The sequence below is a fragment of the Streptomyces flavidovirens DSM 40150 genome, assembly GCF_000429085.1.
Taxonomy (GTDB): Bacteria; Actinomycetota; Actinomycetes; order Streptomycetales; family Streptomycetaceae; genus Streptomyces; species Streptomyces flavidovirens.
This window is the reverse complement of record NZ_AUBE01000002.1, coordinates 118,377-141,047: the sequence shown is the minus strand read 5'-3', so window position 1 is coordinate 141,047 and position 22,671 is coordinate 118,377. Positions and strand designations below refer to the sequence as shown.

Below are 22,671 nucleotides of genomic sequence, written 5' to 3'. Positions count from 1 at the left end.
TCAACACGATTCACGCTTGGACTTGGATTCACGCCGTGAAGCGGCCCGTCTTGCGGGCATGGGTATGCTCGGTGCACAAGCAGGCGCAGGTGTACGAGGGGAGCCGGCCGGTGCCGGACAACGCAGCAGAAGTGACCGCCGCCCAAATCGCCCGGCTCGCCGGCGTCGGCCGCGCCGCCGTGAGCAACTGGCGCCGTCGCCACCCCGACTTCCCCAAACCCGTGGGCGGCACCGAGACGAGCCCCTCGTTCGCCCTCGCCGAGGTGGAACAGTGGCTGCGCGACCAGGGGAAAATCGCCGAGGTTCCCCTGCGCGAGCGGGTCTGGCAGCAGCTCGCCGGCCACCCCGCGGGCGCCGCCCCGGCCCTGATCCACGCGGGCTGCGTGCTCCTGCTCGTACGCGACAGGCCGACCGCCTGGCTCCAGCTCTCCGCCGTCTCCGACGAGAAGCTCGCGTTCCTGCTGTCGGCCGCCCTGGAGGAGATCCTCGCCCCCCGCTTCGGCCCGCACCGCGCCGTTCACACGCCGGGCCAGCCCGAGCTGACCCCGTCCGTCCCCCTGCTGCGCGCGACCGCCGAGCTCGCCGCCGAGCTCGGCGCCGGTCAGACGTACGAGTTCCTGCTCGGCCGCCACCTCGACGCCAACCCGCGCCAGTACACACTCACCCCGCCGGGCCCGGCGGCCCTGATGGCCGCCCTCACAGGCAGCCCCCGCACCGTCCTCGACCCGGCCTGCGGCACCGGGACCCTGCTGCGCGCCGTCGCCAGTGCCGCCGGGGCCGCATCCGCCGATGACCGGTCCGCCGGCACCCGGGAAGCGCGGGCCGTCCACGGCCAGGAAACCGACCCGGACCTGGCCGCCCTCGCCGCCCTGCGCCTCGCCCTCCAGACCGAGACCGGCACCACCGAAGTGCGCGTCGCCGCCGCCGACGCCCTGCGCGCCGACGCCTTCCCGCACCTGGCCGCCGACGCCGTGCTCTGCCACCCGCCGTTCAACGAACGCAACTGGGGCCACGACGAGCTGGCGTACGACGCCCGCTGGGAGTACGGCTTCCCCGCCCGTACGGAGTCCGAACTCGCCTGGGTCCAGCACGCACTCGCCCGGCTGCGCGAAGGCGGCACCGCCGTCCTCCTCATGCCCCCCGCCGCCGCGTCCCGCCGCTCCGGCCGCCGCATCCGCGCCGACCTGCTGCGCCGCGGCGCCCTGCGCGCCGTCGTCTCGCTCCCGGCCGGCGCCGCACCCCCGTACGGCATCCCCCTCCACCTGTGGGTGCTGCGCAAGCCCGCGCCCGACGGGCGGCCCTCCCACGAGCTGCTGCTCGTCGACACCGCCGACCTCTCCGCCGCGGGCCGCGACAAGCTCGACTGGCAGGCCCTGCACTCCACCGTCCTCGACACCTGGCAGGCCTTCGACCGCCACGGCACCGTCGAGGAACGGCCGGGGATCAGCCGCTCGGTGTCCGTCATCGAACTGCTCGACGACGACGTGGACCTCGCTCCCGCCCGCCACCTGCCGCCCCCGGCCGCGGGCGGAGGCGCCGCCGAACTCGCGCGCGTACGGGAGCGGCTGGCCGAAACACTGCGGCAGACCACCGATCTCACGCCCCCCGCCGGGGAGCCCGCGCAGCCCCCGCGCTGGCCCACCACGACCGTCGGCGAACTCGCCAGGGCGGGCGCCCTCGTGCTGCGCGCGGGCGGCGCCGGAGCCGGTTCCGGCGGACGGGTCCTCACCGAGCAGGACGTGCTCGCCGCGACCGCGCCCTCAGGCACCCTCCCCGAAGGCCCGGCGGAAGACCCCGTTCTCGTGGAGACGGGCGACGTGGTCGTGCCCGTGCTCGGCGGCGGCACGGTCGCCCGCGTCGTCGACGAGGCCACCGCGGGCGCCGCTCTCGGCCGCAGCCTCCAACTGCTGCGCCCCGACCCGGCGGCCCTCGACCCCTGGTTCCTCGCCGGATTCCTGCGCGGCACCGCGAACAACCGCCAGGCCAGTAGCTACGCCTCCACCTCGACCCGGCTCGACGTACGCCGCCTCCAACTGCCCCGGCTGCCACTCGCCGACCAGCGGCAGTACGGCGAACGCTTCCGCACGCTGGCGGAGTTCGAGGAAGCGCTGCGGCGAGCGGGACGGCTCGGCGAACAACTCGTGCAGGGCCTGTACGACGGCCTGACCGACGGGACCGTACGCCCGCAGTGAGCCGCGCCATATTCGATCCGTACAACCCGTGGGCCGTTGTCGGTGTCGGTGTATACGCTCAAAGCGCTCACCGCACCGAGTGTCTGTCCCCACGTACGTCTCACCAGGTCTTCAGGAGCAGCCATGCACGGCTCCGGCACCACGCCGCCAGTCCGCAGTGACGGCGTCGTCATCACCATGCGCGTGCTGTTCCTCATCTGTGCCGTCTTCAGCTGCGGCGTCCTGTCCTGCGTTCCGCTGCTGCGCATCGCGATCCTGCGCGGGCGCTGGTACGACTGGGCGGCAGCCTGGGCGAGCATCCCGGTGGCGATCGCGGCCTTCGCGGTCGTCGGTTCGCTGCCCGAGGGTGACGTGAGGACCGACATAGCCCTGGCGTGCGTCCTGCTCCTCGGAGCCGTGACCGCCGGTTACTTCCTGACCTTCGACATCCGGCACTACGCGCGGCTCTCGGCCACCGGCGGCCCGCACACCGCCACCGCCCCACGCGCGCCCTACGGCCCGTACGCCCCGCAGCCGCAGCAGGCACCGCAGCCCCCGTACGTCCAGCCGGCCCCGCAGCCGCAGTACGGCTACCCGAACCCGTACGCGAGCACTCCGGCGGTCAACCCGGCCCCGTTCCCACAGCCGCAGCAACAGCCGCAACAGGAGCAACCACAGCCGCACCAACACCCCCACCGCATGGACCAGGTCCGCGCCGAGCTCGACGAGCTCAGCGACCTCCTGCGCAGGGACCAGCAGGACCAGCGGGACCAGCCGGACCAGCGGGGTGACCGGGACCGGTGAACGGACGGATCATCGCGGGCCGTTACGAGCTGTCCACCGTCATCGGCCAGGGCGGCATGGGCCAGGTCTGGACGGCGTACGACCAGCGCCTCGACCGCCGCGTCGCCGTGAAGCTGCTGCGCCCCGACCGGATGGCCGCCGCCACCGCCGCCGACGAGATGCGCCGCCGCTTCGTCCGCGAGTGCCGCGTCACCGCCCAGGTCGACCACCCGGGCCTCGTCACCGTCCACGACGCGGGCAGCGAGGACGACGACCTCTACCTCGTCATGCAGTACGTCAAGGGCGCCGACCTCGCCGACCACCTGGCCGAGCACGACCCGTACCCCTGGCCCTGGGCCGTCGCGGTCGCCGCCCAGCTCTGCGCCGTGCTGTCCGCCGTGCACGCCGTGCCGATCGTCCACCGCGACCTCAAGCCGCGCAACGTCATGATCAAGCCCGAAGGCACGGTCACCGTCCTCGACCTCGGCGTCGCCTCCGTACTCGACACCGACACCACCCGCCTCACCCACACCGGCTCACCCATCGGCAGCCCCGCGTACATGGCGCCCGAGCAGGCGATGGGCGGCGCGGTCGGCCCGTACACCGACCTCTACGCGCTCGGTGTCCTCCTGCACGAACTGCTCAGCGGCAACGTCCCGTTCGCCGGATCGACCGTCCTCGGCGTCCTCCACCGTCACCTGTACGAGCCGCCGCTCCCCGTCCGCCAGCTCCGCCAGGACATCCCCGAGCCGCTCGAAGCCCTGGTCCTGCGGCTGCTCGCCAAGGACCCGCAGCACCGCCCGTCGTCCGCCCAGGAGGTCTACGAGGCCCTGGCCCCGCTGCTGCCGGCGCACGGCGGCGCACCGTCGGGCCCGCTCGACCCGACCCGCCCGTTCCTGCGCCCGCACGCCCCCTGGCCCGACCGCGCCACCACCCCGCCCGTCGCGCAGCCCACACCCGCGCAGGCGCAGCCGGACGTCGCGGGCGCCGTCGACGAGGTCAAGCAACTCCTCGGCGAGGGGCGCATCACCCAGGCCGTCGACATCCTCGGCGGCATCCTCCCGGCGGCCGCCGCCCAGCACGGTGAGCGCTCCCCGGTCGTCCGCATCCTGCGCAAGCAGTACGCCGCGACGCTGCTGGACGACGGGCAGTACCGCCGCGCCCTGCCCGAGCTCCGCCGCCTCGCCGACGACCGCGCCGCCGAGTCGGGCCTGGCCGATCCACAGGCGCTCCAGTTCCGGTACGACGCCGCGCAGTGCCTGGAGCAGCTCGGCGAACCGGCCGCGGCACTCGCCGAGTACCGCGGCCTGCTCCCGTACTACGAGAACCAGTACGGCACCGGCGTCGCCACCGCGCCCGACGCCGTCGCCCGCGCCTTCGACATCCGCCACCGCACAGCGAACCTGCTGCTCGCGATGGGCGACCACACCGCCGCGCACGCCCAGTTGCAGAGCCTGCTGTACGACGCCGAGCGCACGTACGGCCCGTACCACCCGCTGCCGGCCGAGCTGCGCCGCGCCCTCGACCGGCACCAGCGGATGCGGGACGTCTGAGACCCCACCCGAGCCGGGGCGGGACGCCGCGGCCGCCTCAGCCGGCCCGCAGGAAGGCGGAGGTGGCGACCCGGCCTGCCATCGTGAGCCGGCTGTCGCCGCCCGCCAGGTGCTTGTCCAGGGCTTCCTTGACGCCGGGCCAGCGCGCGTCGCCGTAGTCGTCGAGGACGACGACCGCGTCCGGCGCGGCGATCTGTTCCACCCACTCCAGATCGGCGAGGACGCCCTCGAAGGAGTGGTCGCCGTCGACGACGATCACGCCGTACTTCCGGTCGGACACCTCCGCCCGCACCCGCGGGTCCCCCGAGAAGCCCTGGCGGATCCGCGCGCCGGTGCCCGGACGGCCGCCGCCGAGTGCCAGGTTGGCCCGTACGACGTCCTCCCGCACCGGCGTCCCCGTCGGCTCCTCGTGATCGGTGGTGCCCGGCTGGAGCTGCGAGCCCGCCAGCGGGTCGACGATCGTCAGCGTCGCCTCGATGCCCGTCCGGTGCAGCATCCGCATCAGGGCTGCCGCGAACAGGCCGTGCAGGGTGCCGATTTCGAGCACTTCCAGTACGTGGCGGTCCTTGCCCTCCGGCCGCGCGAGCAGCGGTATCGTCGCCAGCTTGCCGCACACATTGGACGTACCGCCCGCCATCCGGCCGACGCCCAGCGCCTCCAGTGCCACCACATTGCGGTAGGCGACGGTCACATTGCGGCGGGCCCGCTCGCCCGCGTCCGTCGCGGCGTCGACCTCACGTACCAGGGTGTCGATCTGGTCGGGCGTGGGCATGCGGTGCTGGCCGCGACCGGTGCGGTCGAGCAGCATGCTGACGCCGTGCTGTTTGCGCCGCAGTTCGGTGACTTCGCGGCGGAGCCCCGCGGTGTGACGTGAGATGCGCTGGTCGACGAGCGCGGCGACGGGGCGCAGGGCCCACTTCGTCAGCCGGTTGCTCAGCAGAGATGGCATGCGGATTCGCCTCTGGCCTCGGTCCTGTGGGTGGGGGGCAGGCGGCCGACCGTACGCCGCAGCTCATGCCGTGCGGGCCACGAGCCGATGGTCGTCGGGTGAAGTCTTCGTGTGGCTCCTGCGACGCCGGGCCGGCGCACGGGGCAGCACGCCCACCACGATGAGCACGAGCAGCGACAGTCCGCCGGCGAGCCCGCCGATGCGCAGCCCAGGTGGAGTGAAGTCGCAGGTCACAGCAGATGTGCGGCCGTCCAGGGGGACGGCGACCAGGCCCAGGTAGGAGGCGGCGGGGCGGGCCTTCGCGCCGTCCGTGCGGCAGCTCCAGCCGGTGATGCGCGGCATGGCGAAGACGGCCGTTCCCCTCGCGCCGGGCGGCAGCGCGGCCCGTACGCCGCTGTCGGTGACGCGTACCGTGGTCGCGCCGCCCGAGCGCAGGCCGTCGACCGCGTCGGCCAGCCGGTCCCGGTCCAGGCATCCGACGCTCTCGCGCGGAAGCTTGCCGGCTCCCGCGCCCTTCAGCGTGATCACGACGCGGCCGTCTTCCCCGGCCGCTCCGAGCGGCTGCATCGCGGCCCGCCGCGCGGGGAGGCCGCCGCGCAGCTCGGCCGCCGTACCGCCGCGTCCGAGTCGCGCCGTACCCAAGAAGCCGGGAGCCCAGAGGAAGACCTCGCTGCGGGCGGGGCAGGCGGCGGTCAGCGTGCCGTCGCGCAGGGCGGTGCGCGGGAGGGTGTAGACGCGGGCGCCGAGGAGCTTCTCCTGGTTGTGGAACGGGGAGGCGGCGAAGCGCGGCTCGGGGCCGGGCGGGCGCACGGTGACCAGTTGCGGCGTCGCGGCGCGCGTGACCGTCATCTTGCGGTCGTCGGGCGTTGACCAGCGCTGATGCGGGTCGCGCGGCATGTGCACGCGCGCGCCGACGGAGAAGAGGGCGTCGGTCACCGGGTTGTCGAGGCTCTGGACGGCGCGGCCGTTGGACGTCCAGCCGGCGCCGAGGGCGGCGAGTGTGCGGGTGAGGACGTCGGGGGTGTGGCTGCTGTAGTACGCCGCCCCCTGGCCGCCCACGGCCAAGGGGTCGTTGGCGGTGGTCTGTTCACGGCCCGGCTCGGTGCGGTAGGCGGGCCACCCGTCCGCCTCCGCGACCGCGTCCGCCTGGGCCTGCTGCCGGTCGCCCCACGGCGCGTAGTCGTCGAGCTTCGCGAGACGCCGGCGGTCGGCGTACGCGGTGGTGAGGGCGGCCTGCGCGACCTGCGCACCGACCAGCAGCAGCGCGGCGGCTACGGCGAGCGTCTTGCGGTTGCGGCGGGGTGCGGTGCCGGGGCTGTGCCCTGCCGGGCGTTCCCCCACCCGCCCCTTCCCGGAACGGGGGCCCGGCCCAGGCCCCCGGTCCTCGGACGCCGGACGGGCCGCGGGCGTGTCCGCGGACGCCGGACCGGCCGGATGTGCCCGCCGTGCCAGCATCACCGCCCCCACCGTCGCCGCCACCCCCGCCACGACCAGCGGGTACGTCCACGACGTGATCCGGGGGCTCGCCGCCGCGCCCACCGCCACGAGCGCCACCACGCCCGTCCCGCCGAGCAGCGCGCGCCGCCCCGGCCAGCCGTACGAGAGCGACACCCAGGCCGCTATCACCAGCACCCCGGCCAGCACGAACGTCTGCCGGTACGGGCTGCCGTTCGGCGTGGCGAAGGCGTGCCACACCAGGTGCGTCGGCCCCCACTGCATCGACACGGCCACCGCGACCACGAGCAGCGTCCACGCCCGCCTCTCGCGCCGGGGCACCGCCCGGTTGAAGAGCAGCGTGCCGGCGAGCACCAGCCCGCCGGTGCCGAGGAAACCGGCGGGCGTGAAGAAGCTGTACGTCGCGGGCAGCGCCCGCGCGAACACGTCCGTCCAGCCCGACGGCGCGAACTCCCGCGCCCAGCCCGGATAGGCCTGCTTCGACCCGGCGAAGACGACCGCCAGCACCGGCGCCGCCAGGCCGATTCCGAGCAGCGTGGTGCCGGCGGCACGCAGCAGTACGCCCAGCCGCTCCCGTACTGGCGCCGAGCCGTCGGCGGTCAGCACCCGCATCAGCAGGACGAGCCCGGCCCCCAGCGTCGCCATGTACGCCGTGTAGAAGTTCGCGGCCCACGCCAGAGCCACGAGCACCGGACCCAGGAGGCGATGACGGCCCGTACGCACCCACTCGCCCACCAGACACAGCAGCGGGAACGCGATCAGGCCGTCCATCCACATCGGGTTGTACACCGCCTCGGTGACCGCCCACCCGCACAGCGCGTACGACGACCCGAGCACCCCCGCGGCCCACCACGCGCCCGCGCCCCCGCGCAGCGCGAGCAGCAGCACGGTCATGGCGGCCGCCGCGGCGGCCATCTTCAGCACGGTGATCACGTACACGGCGAGGTCGATCTCGTCACGCGGGAAGAGGCCGACGAGCAGCGCGAAGGGACTGCTGACGTACGTACCGAGGTCGGGCAGGAAGCTCGTGCCGTATCCGGACTGCCAGTTGACCAGCGCCCCGCCGTCCGCGCGCCCGTGCAGCAGGTCCCACAGACGGGCGTGGTACGGCACGAACTGGTTGCCCAGGTCGTTGACGGCGCGCGTGCGCGGCCCGAAGGGGAAGGAGCGGGCGATCGCGTCACCGGCGCACACCGAGACCACCGTGATCAACGCGGACAGCGCCGCCGCACGGCCTCTGGCCGCTTCCGTAATCGACATGTTGATCCTTCTACTGGGCCCGATACCGAATAAGCCAGCATGTGACGGAAAAAGAGACCTCAATGACACTGCGGCTGCCCAAAAACGCACAAAGCGCGGCGAGTTCACTCGCTGGTTGCCGACACGTCATGTGGAGAGTCGGACTCCGCCATATCCGACGGCTGTTCTTCGCTGAGCTGACTGCCTGGAGGAGAGAGCCGTGCTCATCTCGATCGTCGTCCCGTGCTTCAACGAAGAGGAGATCATCCGTCGTTTCCACGAGCACGTGACGGAAGAACTCGGCAGCCTCGGCCACCCCGTCGAGCTGGTTTATGTCGACGACGGAAGCAAGGACCGTACGCTCGCAATCCTCCAGGAGATCGCGCGATCCGATCCCCGCACCCGCTATGTCTCCTTCAGCCGTAACTTCGGCAAGGAAGCGGCGATGCTGGCCGGTCTGCGCAATGCCTCGGGGGAAGCCGTCGTCATCATGGACGCCGACCTCCAGCACCCGCCGGAGCTGGTCCGCCGCATGGTGGCGCTGCACGAGCAGGGCTTCGACCAGGTCGTCGCCCGGCGCACCCGGAAGGGCGACAGGGTCACGCGTACGCTTGCCGCCCGTGCGTACTACCGGCTCATCAACCGCCTGGTCGACGTCGAACTCGTCGACGGCGTCGGCGACTTCCGCATGCTGTCGCGCCGCAGCGTCGACGCCGTACTCGAACTCACCGAGTACAACCGCTTCTCCAAAGGCCTTTTCGCCTGGGTCGGATTCAGCACCGTCACCTTCGAGTACGAGAACGCGGTACGCGAAGAAGGCCGCTCGAAATGGACCTTCTCGAAGCTGCTCAACTACGGACTCGACGGCCTCATCTCCTTCAATGACAAGCCACTGCGGGCCGCGCTCTATCTCGGCCTGCTACTGGTCACCGTCGCCATGGCCTATTCGACATGGATTGTCGGTGTCGCCCTCGTGAACGGTGTGGAAACCCCCGGCTTTGTGACGCTGCTCGTCGCCGTCACGGCGCTCGCCGGAGTGCAGATGCTGATGATCGGTGTCGTCGGCGAATACGTCGGCCGTATCTATTACGAGGTGAAACGCCGCCCGCACTTCCTGGTGAAGGCGACGAATGTGGAGACGGCGCCCGCCGCGCCCGCCCTCGTGAGGGACCGGGAGCTCGTACGCCGATGATCCGTCGCCAGCTGGTCATGTTCGCCCTGGTGGGAGTGGTGAACACCGGGACGTACTACGCCTGCTACCTGCTGCTCCTGCCCTGGCTGCCGTACGTCGGCGCGCACGTCCTGGCCTTCGCCCTCAGCATGACCGGCTCGTTCTTCCTCAACTGCCGCTTCACCTACAACACGCGCCCCACCTGGCGGAAGTTCCTGCTCTTCCCGCTCACCAACGCGGCGAATTTCGTGATCACCACAGCGGGCGTGTATCTCCTCGTGGACGTCCTGCGGCTGAACAGCACGTACGCCCCGCTGATCGCCGCGGCCGCCGCGATCCCGATCACCTTCGTCGTCTCCCGCATGATCATGCTCGGCGGTCCCGCTCCCGACTCCCGGTCCCTCCGGGGCAGCGCATCCACGAACACGAACGAATCGTTGGGCGAATCAGTGGCCCGGACCACTCCGACTGCCTAACATCGATCACCGCAAGGTCGTTCGTCGCACTTTCGTTGTTATGCCGCACGATCACCGCCGGGAGGCACCCTTTGCACCGCCGCCGTCGCACCGCGCTCTCCGTTACCGCCGCGCTTCTGGCCGCGGCGCCGTTCCTCTCCGCGTGCGGCAACGAGGCGCATCCAGGAGCCGCGGCCGTCGTGGGTGGCGGCCGTATCGAGGTCGCCGCACTCCAGACGCAGGTCAGGGACGTACGCCAGGCGCAGCAGGCATCGCCGCAGTCCGCCCAGCTCATCGGCTCGACCGGGCAGCTCGGCCGCGCGAAGCTCTACGACCTCATCGTGGACAAGATCGTGCAGCGGGCGGCGGACGACGCCGGTGCGACCGTGAGCCGCAAGGAGGTCCAGCGGGCGCGGGGCGAAGCGGTCGAGCAGGCCGGCGGCGCCGAGCAGCTCGCCGCGATGTACCTCCAGCAGCGCGGCGTCGCCCCGGACCAGATCGACGCGGCCCTGCGCAGGGACGTGCTGGTCGGCAAGCTGGCGGCGAAGATCGGCGCGACGAACACGCCGGAGGGCCAGCGGAAGGTGAACGAGGCGTTTGTCGACGCGTCGAAGGCGCTCGACATCGACGTCAACCCGCGCTACGGCACGTGGGACGACGAGAAGATGCAGCTTGGCGACTACAAGACCCCGTGGATCACCCAGGTGACGAAGGAAGCGGCGGCACCGGAGGCGGGCGCGTAGCGGCGGGGCGCCGGGGCCGGGGGCTCAGACCTTCCGGCCCCGCTCCGGCCCGCCCCCAGAGGGCGTCCGGACCGGGGGGCCGCGCCGCCGCCCGCTGCCTCCGAGGTACGTTCGACAACGTGACCAGCGAAGCATCCGCATCCGCATCCGCATCCGCACCGGCAGCCCCCGGCCGCATCGTCCTTCTCACCGCCAGCCACCGCGTCGCGCCAGGGCTCCTGTCCTGGCCCGCCTGGCAGACGCTGCGCGCCGCCGACCGCGTGGTGTGCGCCGACGCGGAGCACCCGCTGCTGCCGTACCTGCGCGAGGCGGGAGTCACCGTCGAGCACGCGGCCCCGACCGCCCAGGAGCTGGTCGACGCGTGCGCGGGTGACCGCACGGTGGTGGTCATTCCTTCCGGCCCGTCGGGGGAGGGCGACCAGGCCCTGACCGACGGCCTCGCCAGGCTGGCCGGCTCCGGCCGGGTCCAGATGCCCGACCTGGAGCTGCTGCCCGGCTCGTACGACCTGCCGGGCGCCCGCCTCCTCGACCTGGTCCATGTCATGGACCGCATCCGCCGCGAATGCCCGTGGTCCTCGCAGCAGACCCACAAGGGCCTCGCGAAGTACGGCATCGAGGAGGCGTACGAACTCGTCGAGGCCATCGAGGACGGCGACCGGGAGGAACTCCGCGAGGAGCTCGGCGACGTACTCCTCCAGGTGGTCTTCCACTCACGCATCGCCCAGGAAGGCCGCCCGGAGGACGGAGCCGAGCCCTTCTCGATCGACGACGTCGCCGCAACGATCGTCGAGAAGCTCATCCACCGCCACCCCCACGTCTTCGGCGACGACACCGCCGAGACCCCGGAGGACGTCAAGGAGCACTGGCTCCGTACGAAGGCGATCGAGAAGCAGCGCGACTCGGCAACCGACGGCGTCCCCCTCGGCCAGCCCGGCCTTGCCCTCGCCGCGAAGCTCTCCTCCCGCGCCCGCCACGCGAACCTCGACGTCCCCCTCCCGGCGGGCGAAGGCATCGGTTACGAACTGCTCGCCATGGCGGTACGCGCGGAACAGTCCGGCGTCGACCCGGAAGCAGCCCTGCGAGCCGCCGCCCGCACATACCGAGACGCGATCCGCACGGCAGAGGGCCACACCGCCTAGCTTCACCGGACGGGTTACGGTCGAGCGCGTGCCGCATGATCTGAACCCACGTGACCCCATGCCCGAGCTCTTCACCTGGGAGTTCGCCACTGATCCCTATCCGGCGTACGCCTGGCTGCGGGAGCACTCGCCCGTGCACCGGACGGTGCTGCCCAGTGGGGTAGAGGCGTGGCTGGTGACGCGGTACGCCGATGCGCGGCAGGCGCTCGCCGATCAGCGGCTGTCCAAGGACCCGGCGCACCACGCCGGCTCCGCGCACGCCAAGGGCAAGACCGGCATTCCGGGCGAGCGCAAGGCCGAGCTGATGACGCACCTGCTGAACATCGACCCGCCGGACCACACGCGCCTGCGGCGTCTGGTGTCGAAGGCGTTCACACCGCGCACGGTGGCGGAGTTCGCGCCGCGTGTGCAGGAGCTGACCGACCAGCTCATCGACGCCTTTGTGGAGAAGGGGGAGGGGACGGCTGACCTTATTCATGACGTCGCGTTCCCGCTGCCCATCTACGCGATCTGCGACCTGCTCGGCGTACCGCGCGAGGACCAGGACGACTTCCGCGACTGGGCCGGGATGATGATCCGCCATGGCGGCGGGCCGCGTGGGGGAGTCGCGCGGTCGGTGAAGAAAATGCGCAACTACCTCGCCGAGCTCATTCACCGTAAAAGGGAAGAGCCGGGTGAAGATTTGATTTCCGGGCTGATCCGGGCCAGTGATCACGGCGAGCACCTCACCGAGAACGAGGCCGCCGCGATGGCCTTTATCCTGCTGTTTGCCGGATTTGAGACGACGGTCAATTTGATCGGAAACGGGGTGTACGCGCTCCTGCGCAATCCGGAGCAGCGTGAGCGCCTCCAGCGCGCGCTCGCCGAAGGGGACACGGAACTGCTCGCCACCGGCGTCGAGGAACTCCTGCGCTACGACGGGCCCGTGGAGCTGGCCACCTGGCGGTACGCCACCGAGCCGCTGACGCTCGGCGGCCAGGACATCGCCGCCGGCGACCCCGTACTCGTCGTACTCGCCGCCGCCGACCGGGACCCCGAACGCTTCACCGAGCCGGACACCCTCGACCTCGCGCGCCGTGACAATCAGCACCTCGGCTACGGGCACGGCATCCACTACTGCCTCGGTGCCCCGCTGGCCCGCCTCGAAGGGCAGACCGCCATCGCGACGCTGCTGCGCCGCCTTCCGGGCTTGCGACTCGCGGTAGAACCTGACGATTTGCGGTGGCGTGGCGGTCTCATCATGCGCGGACTGCGCACCCTGCCGGTGGAGTTCGGCACCGAAAAGAAGTGACGCTGCGTCACATCGAGACCTTCACGTGATCTGCGCTGCATCGACTTGTAACAAACGATCGAGTGCCGCTACGTTCACCGTCAACCTCAGCCGTCACTCGAAAGGCCCACCGCATGCGCTCCGGGAACGGTAGACACCGCCGCCCCCGTCAGGCTCCAGCGTTCGTCGTCGCGGCAGGAGTAACCGGATCGGCCATCGCCATCCCGCTGCTCGGCGCGACCGGCGCGAACGCCGCCGAAGCCACGACCTGGGACCGCGTCGCCGATTGTGAGAGCGGCGGCACGTGGAGCGCCGACCTCGGCAACGGCTACTACGGCGGACTTCAGTTCTCCCCGGAGGTCTGGCAGAAGTTCGGCGGTACGGCGTACGCGCCGCGCGCCGACCTGGCCAGCCGCTCCCAGCAGATCCAGGTGGCCGAAAAGGTACTGGCGGAGGAGGGGCCGCAGGCGTGGCCGAGCTGCGCGCTCATCTCCGGCCTGACGCAGGGTGACGCGGAGGGCGGCGACGCCGCGCCGGGCGACGGTGGCGCGAGCGCCGAGCCGGCGCCGGCCCAGACGCCCGAGAGCTCCGAGACCCCGCAGTCGGCCGGGACGCCCGCCGGGACCGACGGTGGAAGCGCGGAGTCCGGTGCGGCCGACGGGACGGTGAAGTCCGCCGATCCGACAGCTCCCCCGGAGTCCGGGACGCCGTCCGAGGGCGCCAAGACCCCTGGCGCGCCCGCCGGGGAGCCCACTGCCCCCGCCACCGGGGAGGGCGCCCCCAAGGGCAAGCACCGCGGCGAAGAGGCTCGGGAAGGCGCCGGCGCCGTATCCGGCGAGGCGGGCATCGACCGCGAATCGGGCCGCCATGCCTCCCGAGGTGACGGACCGACACGTGAGGCCGCCAAGGCCGGGGATGCCGAGGGTGCCGAGGAGGCCGAGGGTGCCGAGGACGCTGAAGGCGTCGACGGCGGCGCCTACACCGTCCGTACCGGCGACAGCCTCTCGGCCATCGCCGACGCCCACGACGTGCGCGGCGGCTGGACGGCGCTCTATGCCGCCAACGAGGAGACCGTCGGGTCCGACCCGGACCTCATCCTCCCTGGCCAGAGCCTCGATCTGGGGTGATTTCGGAGGGTAGTTCGGGCCGCTATGTCCTGGTTGAAGTAAGTGAGACAAGGGTCTCTTTGCCTCAACTGGCCTGCGTGGCCCGGACGATCCCACCGATCCGCCTCTGACCTGCGCGGATGTGGACCGCGCAGGGGTCGGGAAGGGCGATATCTCCCCGATGAGCCTTTTTGAACATCAAGGGTTCATGTGTTTACGGTCGAACCGCTCGCCACCGCGGGCCCCGTCGACCGTCACGCCGAATCCTGCCGTCGGTCGGGGGGAACTGACGCGTAAAGCGCCGTAGGCAGGAGCGGGGGACCCAGGTAGGCGCCGGGCCCGGACGTCGGAAGACGGACGGAACCGGCTTGGGGTTAAGCCGCGTGACGCAAGTCGCGCGCCGGGCACTCACTTGGCCCGAACCCGACAGCTCACCTCGTAGGCGTCGGTGAGGAGATGTCGCATGCTGTTTTCCAGCAACGCCAAGCACCGCCGCCCGTCCAGGGCCACCCGGCTCGCCGCGCTCGCCGGTGTCGCCGGCGCCGCTGTCGCCGTCCCGCTGATGGGCGCGACTTCGGCCTCCGCCGCCTCCGTCGAGACCTGGGACGCTGTCGCCCAGTGCGAGTCCGGCGGCAACTGGTCCATCAACACGGGCAACGGTTACTACGGCGGCCTGCAGTTCTCCGCCTCCAGCTGGGCCGCGGCCGGCGGCACGCAGTACGCCCCGACCGCCGACAAGGCATCCAAGGCACAGCAGATCGCCACCGCCGAGAAGCTGCTCGACATGCAGGGCCCGGGCGCCTGGGCCTGCGCCGGCGCCGGCGGTCTGACCAACGACGGTGTCGACCCGGGTGTCGACACCTCGTCCGGTTCCGCCACGGAGCAGGCCGCCCCGCGCGCCGCCGAGCAGCCCGCCTCGCGCAGCGAGGTCCGTGCCGAGCCCAAGGCCGAGACCGCGAAGCCCGCCGCCCCCGCCAAGATCGAGAAGGGTGACGGCGAGTACAAGGTCAAGGCCGGCGACACCCTCGGCAAGATCGCCGAGGCGAAGAAGGTCAAGGGCGGCTGGCAAAAGCTCTTCGAGCTGAACAAGGACATCGTCAACGACGCCGATGTCATCCACCCGGGTCAGCAGCTGCACCTCGGCTGACCCGGCCCGCGGCGCCCCGGCCGGATTCCGGCCGGCGCCGCGGCACTCCGGACCACCCCGGCCCGGCGCGCTTCCCCCGTGCGCGCCGGGCCGGGGTTTCCGGTTGCGGTTACTGCCCGGTAGTCCCAGTACGTGGCAGCTTCCCCCAAGACTTACGTCCGCTATTGCGGGTATTCGGACCTCTTCTTGTCCCAGGGGGCGGGCGAACGGCCGACCGATGCCCCCGAGCCGGTTAGGCTCTTGTCGCAAGGCCAAAGTGACCCTGCACCCCTAGCGTCACATCCCAGAAGGAGATGCTCGTGCCGTCCATCGACGTCGTCGTAGCCCGGGAAATCCTGGACTCCCGAGGCAACCCCACGGTCGAGGTCGAGGTCGGCCTCGACGACGGCAGCACCGGTCGTGCTGCTGTTCCGTCCGGTGCCTCCACCGGAGCGTTCGAGGCCATCGAGCTTCGCGACGGTGACCCGAACCGCTACCAGGGCAAGGGTGTCGAGAAGGCCGTCCTCGCCGTCATCGAGCAGATCGGCCCGGAGCTCGTCGGTTACGACGCCACCGAGCAGCGCCTGATCGACCAGGCCATGTTCGACCTGGACGCCACCGAGAACAAGGCCTCCCTCGGCGCCAACGCCATCCTCGGCGTCTCCCTCGCCGTCGCGCACGCCGCCTCCGAGGCGTCGGACCTGCCGCTCTTCCGTTACCTCGGCGGCCCGAACGCGCACCTGCTGCCCGTTCCGATGATGAACATCCTCAACGGTGGGTCGCACGCCGACTCCAACGTCGACATCCAGGAGTTCATGATCGCGCCGATCGGCGCCGAGTCGTTCTCCGAGGCCCTGCGCTGGGGCACGGAGGTGTACCACACCCTCAAGGCCGTCCTGAAGTCCAAGGGCCTGTCCACCGGTCTCGGCGACGAGGGCGGCTTCGCCCCGAACCTGGACTCCAACCGCGCCGCGCTCGACCTCATCGTCGAGGCCATCAAGCAGGCCGGTTACGTCCCCGGCGAGCAGATCGCGCTCGCGCTCGACGTCGCCGCGTCCGAGTTCTACAAGGACGGCGCGTACGAGTTCGAGGGCAAGTCCCGCTCGGCCGCCGAGATGACGGAGTACTACGAGGAGCTCGTGGCGGCGTACCCGCTCGTCTCCATCGAGGACCCGCTGTTCGAGGACGACTGGGCCGGCTGGAACACCGTCACCGCGAAGCTCGGCGACAAGGTGCAGCTCGTCGGTGACGACCTGTTCGTCACCAACCCGGAGCGCCTGGCCCGCGGCATCGAGGAGAAGTCGGCCAACGCCCTTCTCGTCAAGGTCAACCAGATCGGTTCGCTGACCGAGACCCTGGACGCCGTCGAGCTGGCCCAGCGCAACGGCTTCAAGTGCATGATGTCCCACCGCTCCGGTGAGACCGAGGACGTCACCATCGCCGACCTCGCCGTCGCCACCAACTGCGGCCAGATCAAGACCGGCGCCCCGGCCCGCTCCGAGCGCGTCGCCAAGTACAACCAGCTCCTGCGCATCGAGGAGATCCTCGACGACGCCGCGGTGTACGCGGGCCGCAGCGCGTTCCCTCGGTTCAAGGGATAAGGCACAGCAAGGGCTGAGCCCGGCCAAGGGCTGAAGTCCCCAGCCTCCCTGCGTCCCCGCACCCGGTCCCGTACCGTGTGCGGGGACGTACGCGCGTACAGGGGAGACGGGAGAGACATGGCCGGGAAGGACCGGGACCGGTTCTCCACTGCGACCAGGCTGCGGCTGCTCGGCGAGCAGACCGCCGCCCGTGTCTACCGCTCGCAGACCCGCCGTCAGGCCCGCCGGTCCCGGCTCACCGGACGGGCCGCGCTGCTCGTCCTGGTCGTGTGCTCGCTGATCGTGGCCCTCGCCTACCCGATGCGGCAGTACGTGTCGCAGCGCGGCGAGATCGCCGACCAGGAGCGGAAGATGCGGGAGGCCGGCCGGCGCGTCGAGGAGCTGCGCGACGAGAAGGCCCGGCTCAAGGACGACGCGTACATCGAGCGCCTCGCCCGCGAGCACCTGCACCTGGTGCGGCCGGGGGAGACGGGCTTCACCGTGTACGACCCGGACGCCCGCGACCAGCGCCGCGTCGACCAGGGCGGCGCCGACCGCCCCTGGTACACGAACCTCTGGGACGGCGTCGACCAGGCCGACCGCCCGGACAAGTAACGAGCCACCCGCACGTCATTGACCCGTAGTCACCACACACACGAAGGCACGAACGCACGCATGGACGCCGCACCCCCGACCACCCCGCGCACCGAGCCCACCGAGGCGGACATCGACGCGTTCAAGCTGCAGCTCGGCCGCCCGCCGCGCGGACTGCGCGCCATCGCGCACCGCTGCCCCTGCGGACAGCCCGACGTGGTGGAGACGGCTCCGCGTCTGGAGGACGGCACGCCGTTCCCGACGCTGTACTACCTCACCTGCCCGCGCGCTGCCGGTGCGATCGGCACCCTTGAGGGCTCGGGCCTGATGAAGGAGATGCAGGACCGCCTCGCCGAGGACCCGGAGCTGGCCGCCGCCTACCGCGCCGCCCACGAGGACTACATCCGGCGCCGCGACGCGATCGAGGTGCTCCAGGGCTTCCCGAGCGCGGGCGGCATGCCGGACCGCGTGAAGTGCCTGCACGTCCTGGTCGGCCACTCGCTGGCGGCCGGCCCCGGCGTCAACCCGTTCGGTGACGAGGCGCTCGCGCTGCTGCCCGAGTGGTGGGCGAAGGGCCCGTGCGTGACGCCGTGCGGCGAGGACAAGACCGCCGGGAGCGGCCAGGAGGACGGCAAGTGAGCAGCAGCACCAGGGTCGCCGCCATCGACTGCGGTACGAACTCCATCCGCCTGCTCGTCGCCGAGCACGCCCCCGAGTACGGCGAGCTGTACGAAATCGACCGTCGCATGCGGATCGTGCGGCTCGGCCAGGACGTCGACCGCACCGGCCGTCTCGCCCCCGAGGCACTGGAACGTACCTTCGCCGCCTGCCGCGAGTACGCCGAGGCCATCAAGGCGCACGGCGCCGAGAAGATCCGGTTTGTCGCCACCTCGGCCACCCGCGACGCCGAGAACCGCGACGAGTTCGTCCGCGGTGTCCTCGACATCCTCGGCGTGGAGCCCGAGGTGATCACCGGCGACCAGGAGGCCGAGTTCTCGTTCACCGGCGCCACCAGGGGGCTGGCCGACCGGGACGACCTGCTCAAGCCCTACCTCGTCGTGGACATCGGCGGCGGCTCCACGGAGTTCGTCGTGGGAGACGACCACGTGCGGGCCGCCCGCTCCGTCGACATCGGCTGCGTACGGATGACCGAGCGCCACCTGGTGCGGGACGGCGTCGTCTCCGACCCGGCCACCCCCGGCCAGATCGCCGCCATACGGGCCGACATCCGCGCCGCGCTCGACCTCGCGGAGGAGACCGTGCCGCTTCGCGAGGCGCACACGCTCGTCGGGCTCGCGGGGTCGGTCACCACCGTGGCCGCGATCGCGCTGCGCCTGGAGGCGTACGACTCGGCGGTGATCCACCACTCCCGCATCCCGTACGAGTCGGTCAAGGAGATCACCGGCGAGCTGCTCGCCGCGACCCACGACGAGCGGGCCGCGATCCCCGTGATGCATCCGGGCCGGGTCGATGTGATCGGGGCCGGAGCGCTCGTACTGCTGGAGATCATGGAGCGGACCGGGGCCCGAGAAGTCCTGGTCAGCGAGCACGACATCCTCGACGGAATCGGTTGGAGTTGTGCGCTCGGCGACGAGTGACGTCGCGCCGGTCGCCGGCCTTACGTTCACAGCTCCGCCCAGACGAACTTGCCGAACGGGCGGTCGTCGACTCCCCAGCGAGCGGCGAGCACGCGAACGATGGATAAGCCGCGCCCACGCTGTCGTTCCTCGGATTCCGGCTTCGGGCGGGGTCGGCGGCGGCAGGGATCGTGCACCTCGATGCGGGTACGGCCGGGCTCCGCGCTGAGGACGACGAGGATCGAGTCGCCCGGCGCGGTTCCGTACCGGATCGCATTGGTGACCAGCTCGCACGCGACCAGCGCGATGTCTGACAGGTGGTCCTCGCTGACGTCGGGCACGTGGTGCGTGACGAACTCACGTACGTAGACGCGGGCAGCGCGGGCGGACTGTGGATCGCCGGCGAGGAGGAGCTGCGACGGCGGTCCGCCGGGCGGTTCACAACAGGCGGGCGGCGCGCTTCGCCGGGCAGGCGTCATGGGAATCCCCTCGAATCTTCACGTGAGTGACGGCATGACCACGCTTCGTAGCGACAGAGTGCTCCAGCGTCCCGCCCATGCGCAATACGTTTCGCGAAAGAGTGGAAAATTACGTTCGCTCTCGTAACGGCGTGGGGTGCAGGGGGGTGGTTCAGGTGACACGGCCAGATCGGGCACGGCAGACTGTGAGTCAGGACATTGGCCTGGGAGGGGAATCTGTGAGCGCGCCCACCGTGCGCCGACGAAGGCTCGGCGCGAAGCTCCGCGCTTTGCGTGGCGAGCTCACCCTCGAGGATGTGGTCGAGAAGTCGGCAGGGCGGTTCAACAACGCCAAGCTGTCGAGGCTGGAGACAGCCAAGAGCGCGGCCAAGCAGCAGGACGTCAACGACTTGCTCGACCTGTACGTCGACCTCGGCCGGGAAGTCAGTGACGAACTGAGGGCGGCCCTGCTCACGTTGACGCGTGAGGGTGCTCAGCGCGGGTGGTGGCACTCGTACCGAGGTGTTCTGACTCCGGTGTACGAAGACCTGATCAGCCTTGAAGCGGAAGCGACGTCGCTTGCGACGTGGCAGTTGGGCGCCATTCCGGGGCTCCTGCATACGAGCGAATATGCTCGGGAGATCATCACGACGACTGCCATGTCAGCGGCCGTCGAGGCGAAGATCGATGCACTGGTCGAGGTGCGGCTCGCGCGACAAGCGGTGCTCACGCGAGACGAGCCGCTGCATCTGTGGGCGATCATCGCCGAAGGCGCGTTGCGCACGCAGTGCGTCGGCGAGGGCGTCATGCGGGACCAACTGGGGCGGCTGCAAGCGCTGGGGAAGCGGCCGAACATCAACATTCAAATCCTGCCGACCGACAGCCCGCCCCACGTCGGGCAGATGGGCTCTTTTACGGTCCTCGGCTTTGACCAGCATGCCGACCTTGACGTCGTTCACGCTGAGAGCCTGACGACTGCCCTCTACGTCGAGGACCGGGATCAGGTCGCTGTCTACCGTGACGCCTTCGAGCGGTTGCGTGCGACTGCCCTGTCGGTCGAGGCGTCGATGGATCGCATCGTAGAGATAAGGAAACAAGCATGAGCCACATTGCCGACGCGTCCACCCTGCGCGTGACCTGGTGGAAGTCGTCGCGGTCCGACACCGGTGCCCAATGCGTCGAGTGCGGCATCGTCGACGCGGAGCGTCAGGTCGTAGCCGTGCGGGACAGTAAGAGCCCGAGCGGGCCGGCGTTGCTGTTCGGCTATGCCGCCGTTGGAGATCTGGTCGGTGCGCTGCGCAGCGGCGCCCTGTAGCCGACCGGACGAGGAACTTCGTGAAGTTCTTCACAAGGAATTGGGGTCTCCTGGCCTGCGAAAGTGGGTCCGGAGCCACTCCTGAGCCTCAACTCCACCGTGCCGCTCGGATTTCCGACCGTTCCCGGCGCGTTGCGCCAAGGTGAAACGGGCCCGTAGCGGGCCGGTGGTCCACCCCCCGAAACCCCCCGTGCGTCCAGCTCACGGGGGGTTTCCAACGTCCGGCTGCATACCGTGGTTCCCCTGCCGCGCCATGACCTGGATCACGTGGGCGGCGGAGTGTAGCAGAGGTGTCCAGAGAGCTTGTGAAGGGGCTCACGAGCCACCCCCCTCCGAGGGGTGGATACTCGATGGCATGAGCACCACGGAGCGTCCCAGGATCCTCGTAGTAGGCGGTGGGTACGTAGGCCTGTACGCAGCACGACGCATCCTCAAGAAGATGCGTTATGCGGAAGCGACCGTCACGGTCGTCGACCCGCGCTCGTACATGACGTACCAGCCCTTCCTCCCCGAAGCTGCCGCCGGCAGCATCTCGCCGAGGCACGTCGTCGTACCGCTGCGACGCGTCCTGCCCAAGGCCGAGGTGCTCACCGGTCGGGTCACGACTATCGATCAGGACCGCAAGGTCGCCACCGTCGCGCCGCTCGTCGGCGAGGCGTACGAGCTGCCCTTCGACTACCTGGTCGTCGCCCTCGGCGCGGTTTCCCGCACCTTCCCGATCCCCGGCCTGGCCGAGCAGGGTATCGGCATGAAGGGCGTGGAGGAGGCCATCGGCCTTCGCAACCACGTCCTGGAACAGCTGGACAAGGCCGACTCCACGACCGACGAGAACGTCCGCCGCAAGGCGCTGACCTTCGTCTTCGTGGGTGGCGGCTTCGCCGGCGCCGAGACCATCGGCGAGGTCGAGGACATGGCCCGCGACGCGGCCAAGTACTACACCAGCGTCAAGCGCGAGGACATGCGCTTCCTGCTGGTCGACGTGGCCGACAAGATCCTCCCCGAGGTCGGGCCCGAGCTCGGCAAGTGGGGCAAGGAGCACCTCGAGGCCCGCGGCATCGAGGTCTACCTCAAGACCGGCATGGACTCCTGCGTGGACGGCCACGTGGTGCTGAACAACGGCCTCGAGGTCGACTCCAACACCATCGTGTGGACCGCCGGCGTGAAGCCGAACCCGGCCCTGGCCCGCTACGGCCTGCCGCTCGGCCCGCGCGGTCACGTGGACACCCAGACGACGCTCCAGGTGCAGGGCTCGGACTACATCTGGGCCGCGGGCGACAACGCCCAGGTCCCGGACGTCGCCGCCCGCAAGGCCGGCGTCGAGAACGCCTGGTGCCCGCCGAACGCCCAGCACGCGCTGCGCCAGGCCAAGGTCCTCGGCGACAACGTGGTCTCCGGCATGCGGGGCTTCCCGCAGAAGGAGTACAGCCACGCCAACAAGGGTGCGGTCGCCGGTCTGGGCCTGCACAAGGGTGTCGCGATGATCGTCATGGGCAAGATGAAGATCAAGCTCAAGGGCCGTCTCGCCTGGTACATGCACCGTGGCTACCACGGTCTGGCCGTGCCCACCTGGAACCGCAAGATCCGCGTCGTCGCCGACTGGACTCTCGCCATGTTCCTCAAGCGCGAGGTCGTCTCGCTCGGCGCCATGGAGACTCCCCGCGAGGAGTTCTACGAGGCGGCCAAGCCCGCGCCGGCCCCGGCCGCCAAGACCAGCGCGAGCGCCGGCAGCGAGAAGGCCAAGGCGTCCTGACGGCCGTCCGGCAGCCCTGACGCTCCACCAGCGGTAAAAGCAGCAAGCAAGCAGCAAGTAAGCAGTAAGCGCAGCCCGAAGGGGCCGCCCGCCATCCGTGGTGCGGGCGGCCCCTTCGGCGTCTCCGGGGCGCAGTGCATGCAGGTGCCATTCACTTTGCTGATCTCTTACCCGGCAACGGGATGCTCCGCGGTGTCCGCCGGTGTTATCTGGGGTGAACGCTCAGTAATCCGGGCA

20 protein-coding genes and 1 riboswitch are annotated in these 22,671 nt (G+C 70.9%); of the genes, 17 read left to right on the top strand and 3 right to left on the bottom strand.

Annotation, left to right across the window (positions count from 1 at the left end; translation table 11 throughout):
- Positions 1–110: 110 nt before the first annotated feature.
- From G412_RS0103365 to G412_RS0103355, 3 genes are all read left to right on the top strand, one after another.
- Positions 111–2,192, top strand: coding sequence for an N-6 DNA methylase (locus G412_RS0103365; protein ID WP_028810830.1), 2,082 nt, complete (start codon positions 111–113; stop codon positions 2,190–2,192).
- A 123-nt stretch (positions 2,193–2,315) separates the two neighbouring features.
- The gene (locus G412_RS0103360) at positions 2,316–2,975 is read left to right on the top strand and encodes a hypothetical protein (RefSeq protein ID WP_028810829.1); all 660 of its coding nucleotides are present in this window, start codon (positions 2,316–2,318) and stop codon (positions 2,973–2,975) included.
- The gene (locus tag G412_RS0103355; protein ID WP_028810828.1) at positions 2,972–4,507 is read left to right on the top strand and encodes a serine/threonine-protein kinase; all 1,536 of its coding nucleotides are present in this window, start codon (positions 2,972–2,974) and stop codon (positions 4,505–4,507) included. The genes G412_RS0103360 and G412_RS0103355 overlap by 4 nt, the downstream gene beginning before the upstream one ends.
- Positions 4,508–4,544: 37 nt before the next feature.
- On the opposite strand, the gene G412_RS0103350 is transcribed toward G412_RS0103355, so the two are convergent.
- Entirely contained in the window at positions 4,545–5,456 is a 912-nt protein-coding gene (locus G412_RS0103350; protein WP_028810827.1) for a class I SAM-dependent methyltransferase, read from the bottom strand.
- Between the two features lie 63 nt (positions 5,457–5,519).
- The gene (locus G412_RS0103345; protein WP_028810826.1) at positions 5,520–8,171 is read right to left on the bottom strand and encodes a YfhO family protein; all 2,652 of its coding nucleotides are present in this window, start codon (positions 8,169–8,171) and stop codon (positions 5,520–5,522) included.
- A gap of 199 nt (positions 8,172–8,370) precedes the next feature.
- On the opposite strand from G412_RS0103345, the gene G412_RS0103340 reads away from it, so the two are divergent.
- From G412_RS0103340 to G412_RS0103290, 11 genes are all read left to right on the top strand, one after another.
- Complete coding sequence (locus G412_RS0103340) at positions 8,371–9,342, top strand: glycosyltransferase family 2 protein (protein ID WP_028810825.1); 972 nt, start codon at positions 8,371–8,373, stop codon at positions 9,340–9,342.
- A complete protein-coding gene (locus G412_RS33085; RefSeq protein ID WP_037647578.1) occupies positions 9,339–9,797 on the top strand; it encodes a GtrA family protein in 459 nt (152 codons plus the stop codon). Before G412_RS0103340 ends, G412_RS33085 begins: the two co-directional genes overlap by 4 nt.
- A gap of 71 nt (positions 9,798–9,868) precedes the next feature.
- The gene (locus G412_RS0103330; protein ID WP_028810824.1) at positions 9,869–10,519 is read left to right on the top strand and encodes a SurA N-terminal domain-containing protein; all 651 of its coding nucleotides are present in this window, start codon (positions 9,869–9,871) and stop codon (positions 10,517–10,519) included.
- A 119-nt stretch (positions 10,520–10,638) separates the two neighbouring features.
- Positions 10,639–11,658: a nucleoside triphosphate pyrophosphohydrolase gene (locus G412_RS0103325; protein ID WP_051338096.1), complete on the top strand. Its 1,020-nt coding sequence runs from the start codon at positions 10,639–10,641 to the stop codon at positions 11,656–11,658.
- Positions 11,659–11,716: 58 nt separating this feature from the next.
- Positions 11,717–12,949, top strand: a complete 1,233-nt coding sequence (locus G412_RS0103320) for a cytochrome P450 family protein (protein ID WP_051338095.1) — start codon at positions 11,717–11,719, stop codon at positions 12,947–12,949.
- A gap of 113 nt (positions 12,950–13,062) precedes the next feature.
- Positions 13,063–14,055 (top strand): LysM peptidoglycan-binding domain-containing protein, encoded by a 993-nt coding sequence (locus G412_RS0103315; RefSeq protein WP_028810821.1) that lies wholly within the window; start codon positions 13,063–13,065, stop codon positions 14,053–14,055.
- Positions 14,056–14,323: 268 nt separating this feature from the next.
- Positions 14,324–14,494: riboswitch (cyclic di-AMP (ydaO/yuaA leader) on the top strand.
- A gap of 3 nt (positions 14,495–14,497) precedes the next feature.
- Positions 14,498–15,181 carry a LysM peptidoglycan-binding domain-containing protein gene (locus tag G412_RS0103310; protein ID WP_028810820.1) on the top strand — a complete coding sequence of 228 codons (684 nt, stop codon included), beginning with the start codon at positions 14,498–14,500 and terminating at the stop codon, positions 15,179–15,181.
- 299 nt (positions 15,182–15,480) lie between these two features.
- A complete protein-coding gene (eno, locus tag G412_RS0103305; protein ID WP_028810819.1) occupies positions 15,481–16,761 on the top strand; it encodes a phosphopyruvate hydratase in 1,281 nt (426 codons plus the stop codon).
- 117 nt (positions 16,762–16,878) lie between these two features.
- Positions 16,879–17,355, top strand: a complete 477-nt coding sequence (locus G412_RS0103300) for an FtsB family cell division protein (RefSeq protein ID WP_028810818.1) — start codon at positions 16,879–16,881, stop codon at positions 17,353–17,355.
- A 60-nt stretch (positions 17,356–17,415) separates the two neighbouring features.
- On the top strand, positions 17,416–17,973 hold the full coding sequence (locus tag G412_RS0103295) for a DUF501 domain-containing protein (RefSeq protein WP_028810817.1): 558 nt from the start codon (positions 17,416–17,418) through the stop codon (positions 17,971–17,973).
- Positions 17,970–18,932 carry a Ppx/GppA phosphatase family protein gene (locus G412_RS0103290; RefSeq protein WP_028810816.1) on the top strand — a complete coding sequence of 321 codons (963 nt, stop codon included), beginning with the start codon at positions 17,970–17,972 and terminating at the stop codon, positions 18,930–18,932. The genes G412_RS0103295 and G412_RS0103290 overlap by 4 nt, the downstream gene beginning before the upstream one ends.
- A 26-nt stretch (positions 18,933–18,958) precedes the next feature.
- Here G412_RS0103290 and G412_RS0103285 read toward each other — a convergent pair whose 3' ends face one another.
- Positions 18,959–19,390 (bottom strand): ATP-binding protein, encoded by a 432-nt coding sequence (locus G412_RS0103285; RefSeq protein WP_028810815.1) that lies wholly within the window; start codon positions 19,388–19,390, stop codon positions 18,959–18,961.
- A gap of 218 nt (positions 19,391–19,608) precedes the next feature.
- On the opposite strand from G412_RS0103285, the gene G412_RS0103280 reads away from it, so the two are divergent.
- The 3 genes from G412_RS0103280 (at position 19,609) to G412_RS0103270 (ending at position 22,434) form a co-directional block, all read left to right on the top strand.
- Positions 19,609–20,472, top strand: a complete 864-nt coding sequence (locus tag G412_RS0103280) for a DUF5753 domain-containing protein (RefSeq protein ID WP_028810814.1) — start codon at positions 19,609–19,611, stop codon at positions 20,470–20,472.
- Entirely contained in the window at positions 20,469–20,684 is a 216-nt protein-coding gene (locus tag G412_RS0103275; RefSeq protein WP_028810813.1) for a DUF397 domain-containing protein, read from the top strand. Before G412_RS0103280 ends, G412_RS0103275 begins: the two co-directional genes overlap by 4 nt.
- A gap of 355 nt (positions 20,685–21,039) precedes the next feature.
- Positions 21,040–22,434, top strand: a complete 1,395-nt coding sequence (locus G412_RS0103270; RefSeq protein ID WP_028810812.1) for an NAD(P)/FAD-dependent oxidoreductase — start codon at positions 21,040–21,042, stop codon at positions 22,432–22,434.
- Positions 22,435–22,671 lie beyond the last annotated feature (237 nt).

Coding starts and splice junctions, on each gene's coding strand:
- G412_RS0103360 (WP_028810829.1), top strand. CDS start 2,316: ATGCACGGCTCCGGCACCACGCCGCCAGTCCGCAGTGACGGCGTCGTC.
- G412_RS0103350 (WP_028810827.1), bottom strand. CDS start 5,456: ATGCCATCTCTGCTGAGCAACCGGCTGACGAAGTGGGCCCTGCGCCCC.
- G412_RS0103345 (WP_028810826.1), bottom strand. CDS start 8,171: ATGTCGATTACGGAAGCGGCCAGAGGCCGTGCGGCGGCGCTGTCCGCG.
- G412_RS33085 (WP_037647578.1), top strand. CDS start 9,339: ATGATCCGTCGCCAGCTGGTCATGTTCGCCCTGGTGGGAGTGGTGAAC.
- G412_RS0103320 (WP_051338095.1), top strand. CDS start 11,717: ATGCCCGAGCTCTTCACCTGGGAGTTCGCCACTGATCCCTATCCGGCG.
- G412_RS0103315 (WP_028810821.1), top strand. CDS start 13,063: ATGCGCTCCGGGAACGGTAGACACCGCCGCCCCCGTCAGGCTCCAGCG.
- G412_RS0103310 (WP_028810820.1), top strand. CDS start 14,498: ATGCTGTTTTCCAGCAACGCCAAGCACCGCCGCCCGTCCAGGGCCACC.
- G412_RS0103300 (WP_028810818.1), top strand. CDS start 16,879: ATGGCCGGGAAGGACCGGGACCGGTTCTCCACTGCGACCAGGCTGCGG.
- G412_RS0103295 (WP_028810817.1), top strand. CDS start 17,416: ATGGACGCCGCACCCCCGACCACCCCGCGCACCGAGCCCACCGAGGCG.
- G412_RS0103285 (WP_028810815.1), bottom strand. CDS start 19,390: ATGACGCCTGCCCGGCGAAGCGCGCCGCCCGCCTGTTGTGAACCGCCC.
- G412_RS0103275 (WP_028810813.1), top strand. CDS start 20,469: ATGAGCCACATTGCCGACGCGTCCACCCTGCGCGTGACCTGGTGGAAG.
- G412_RS0103270 (WP_028810812.1), top strand. CDS start 21,040: ATGAGCACCACGGAGCGTCCCAGGATCCTCGTAGTAGGCGGTGGGTAC.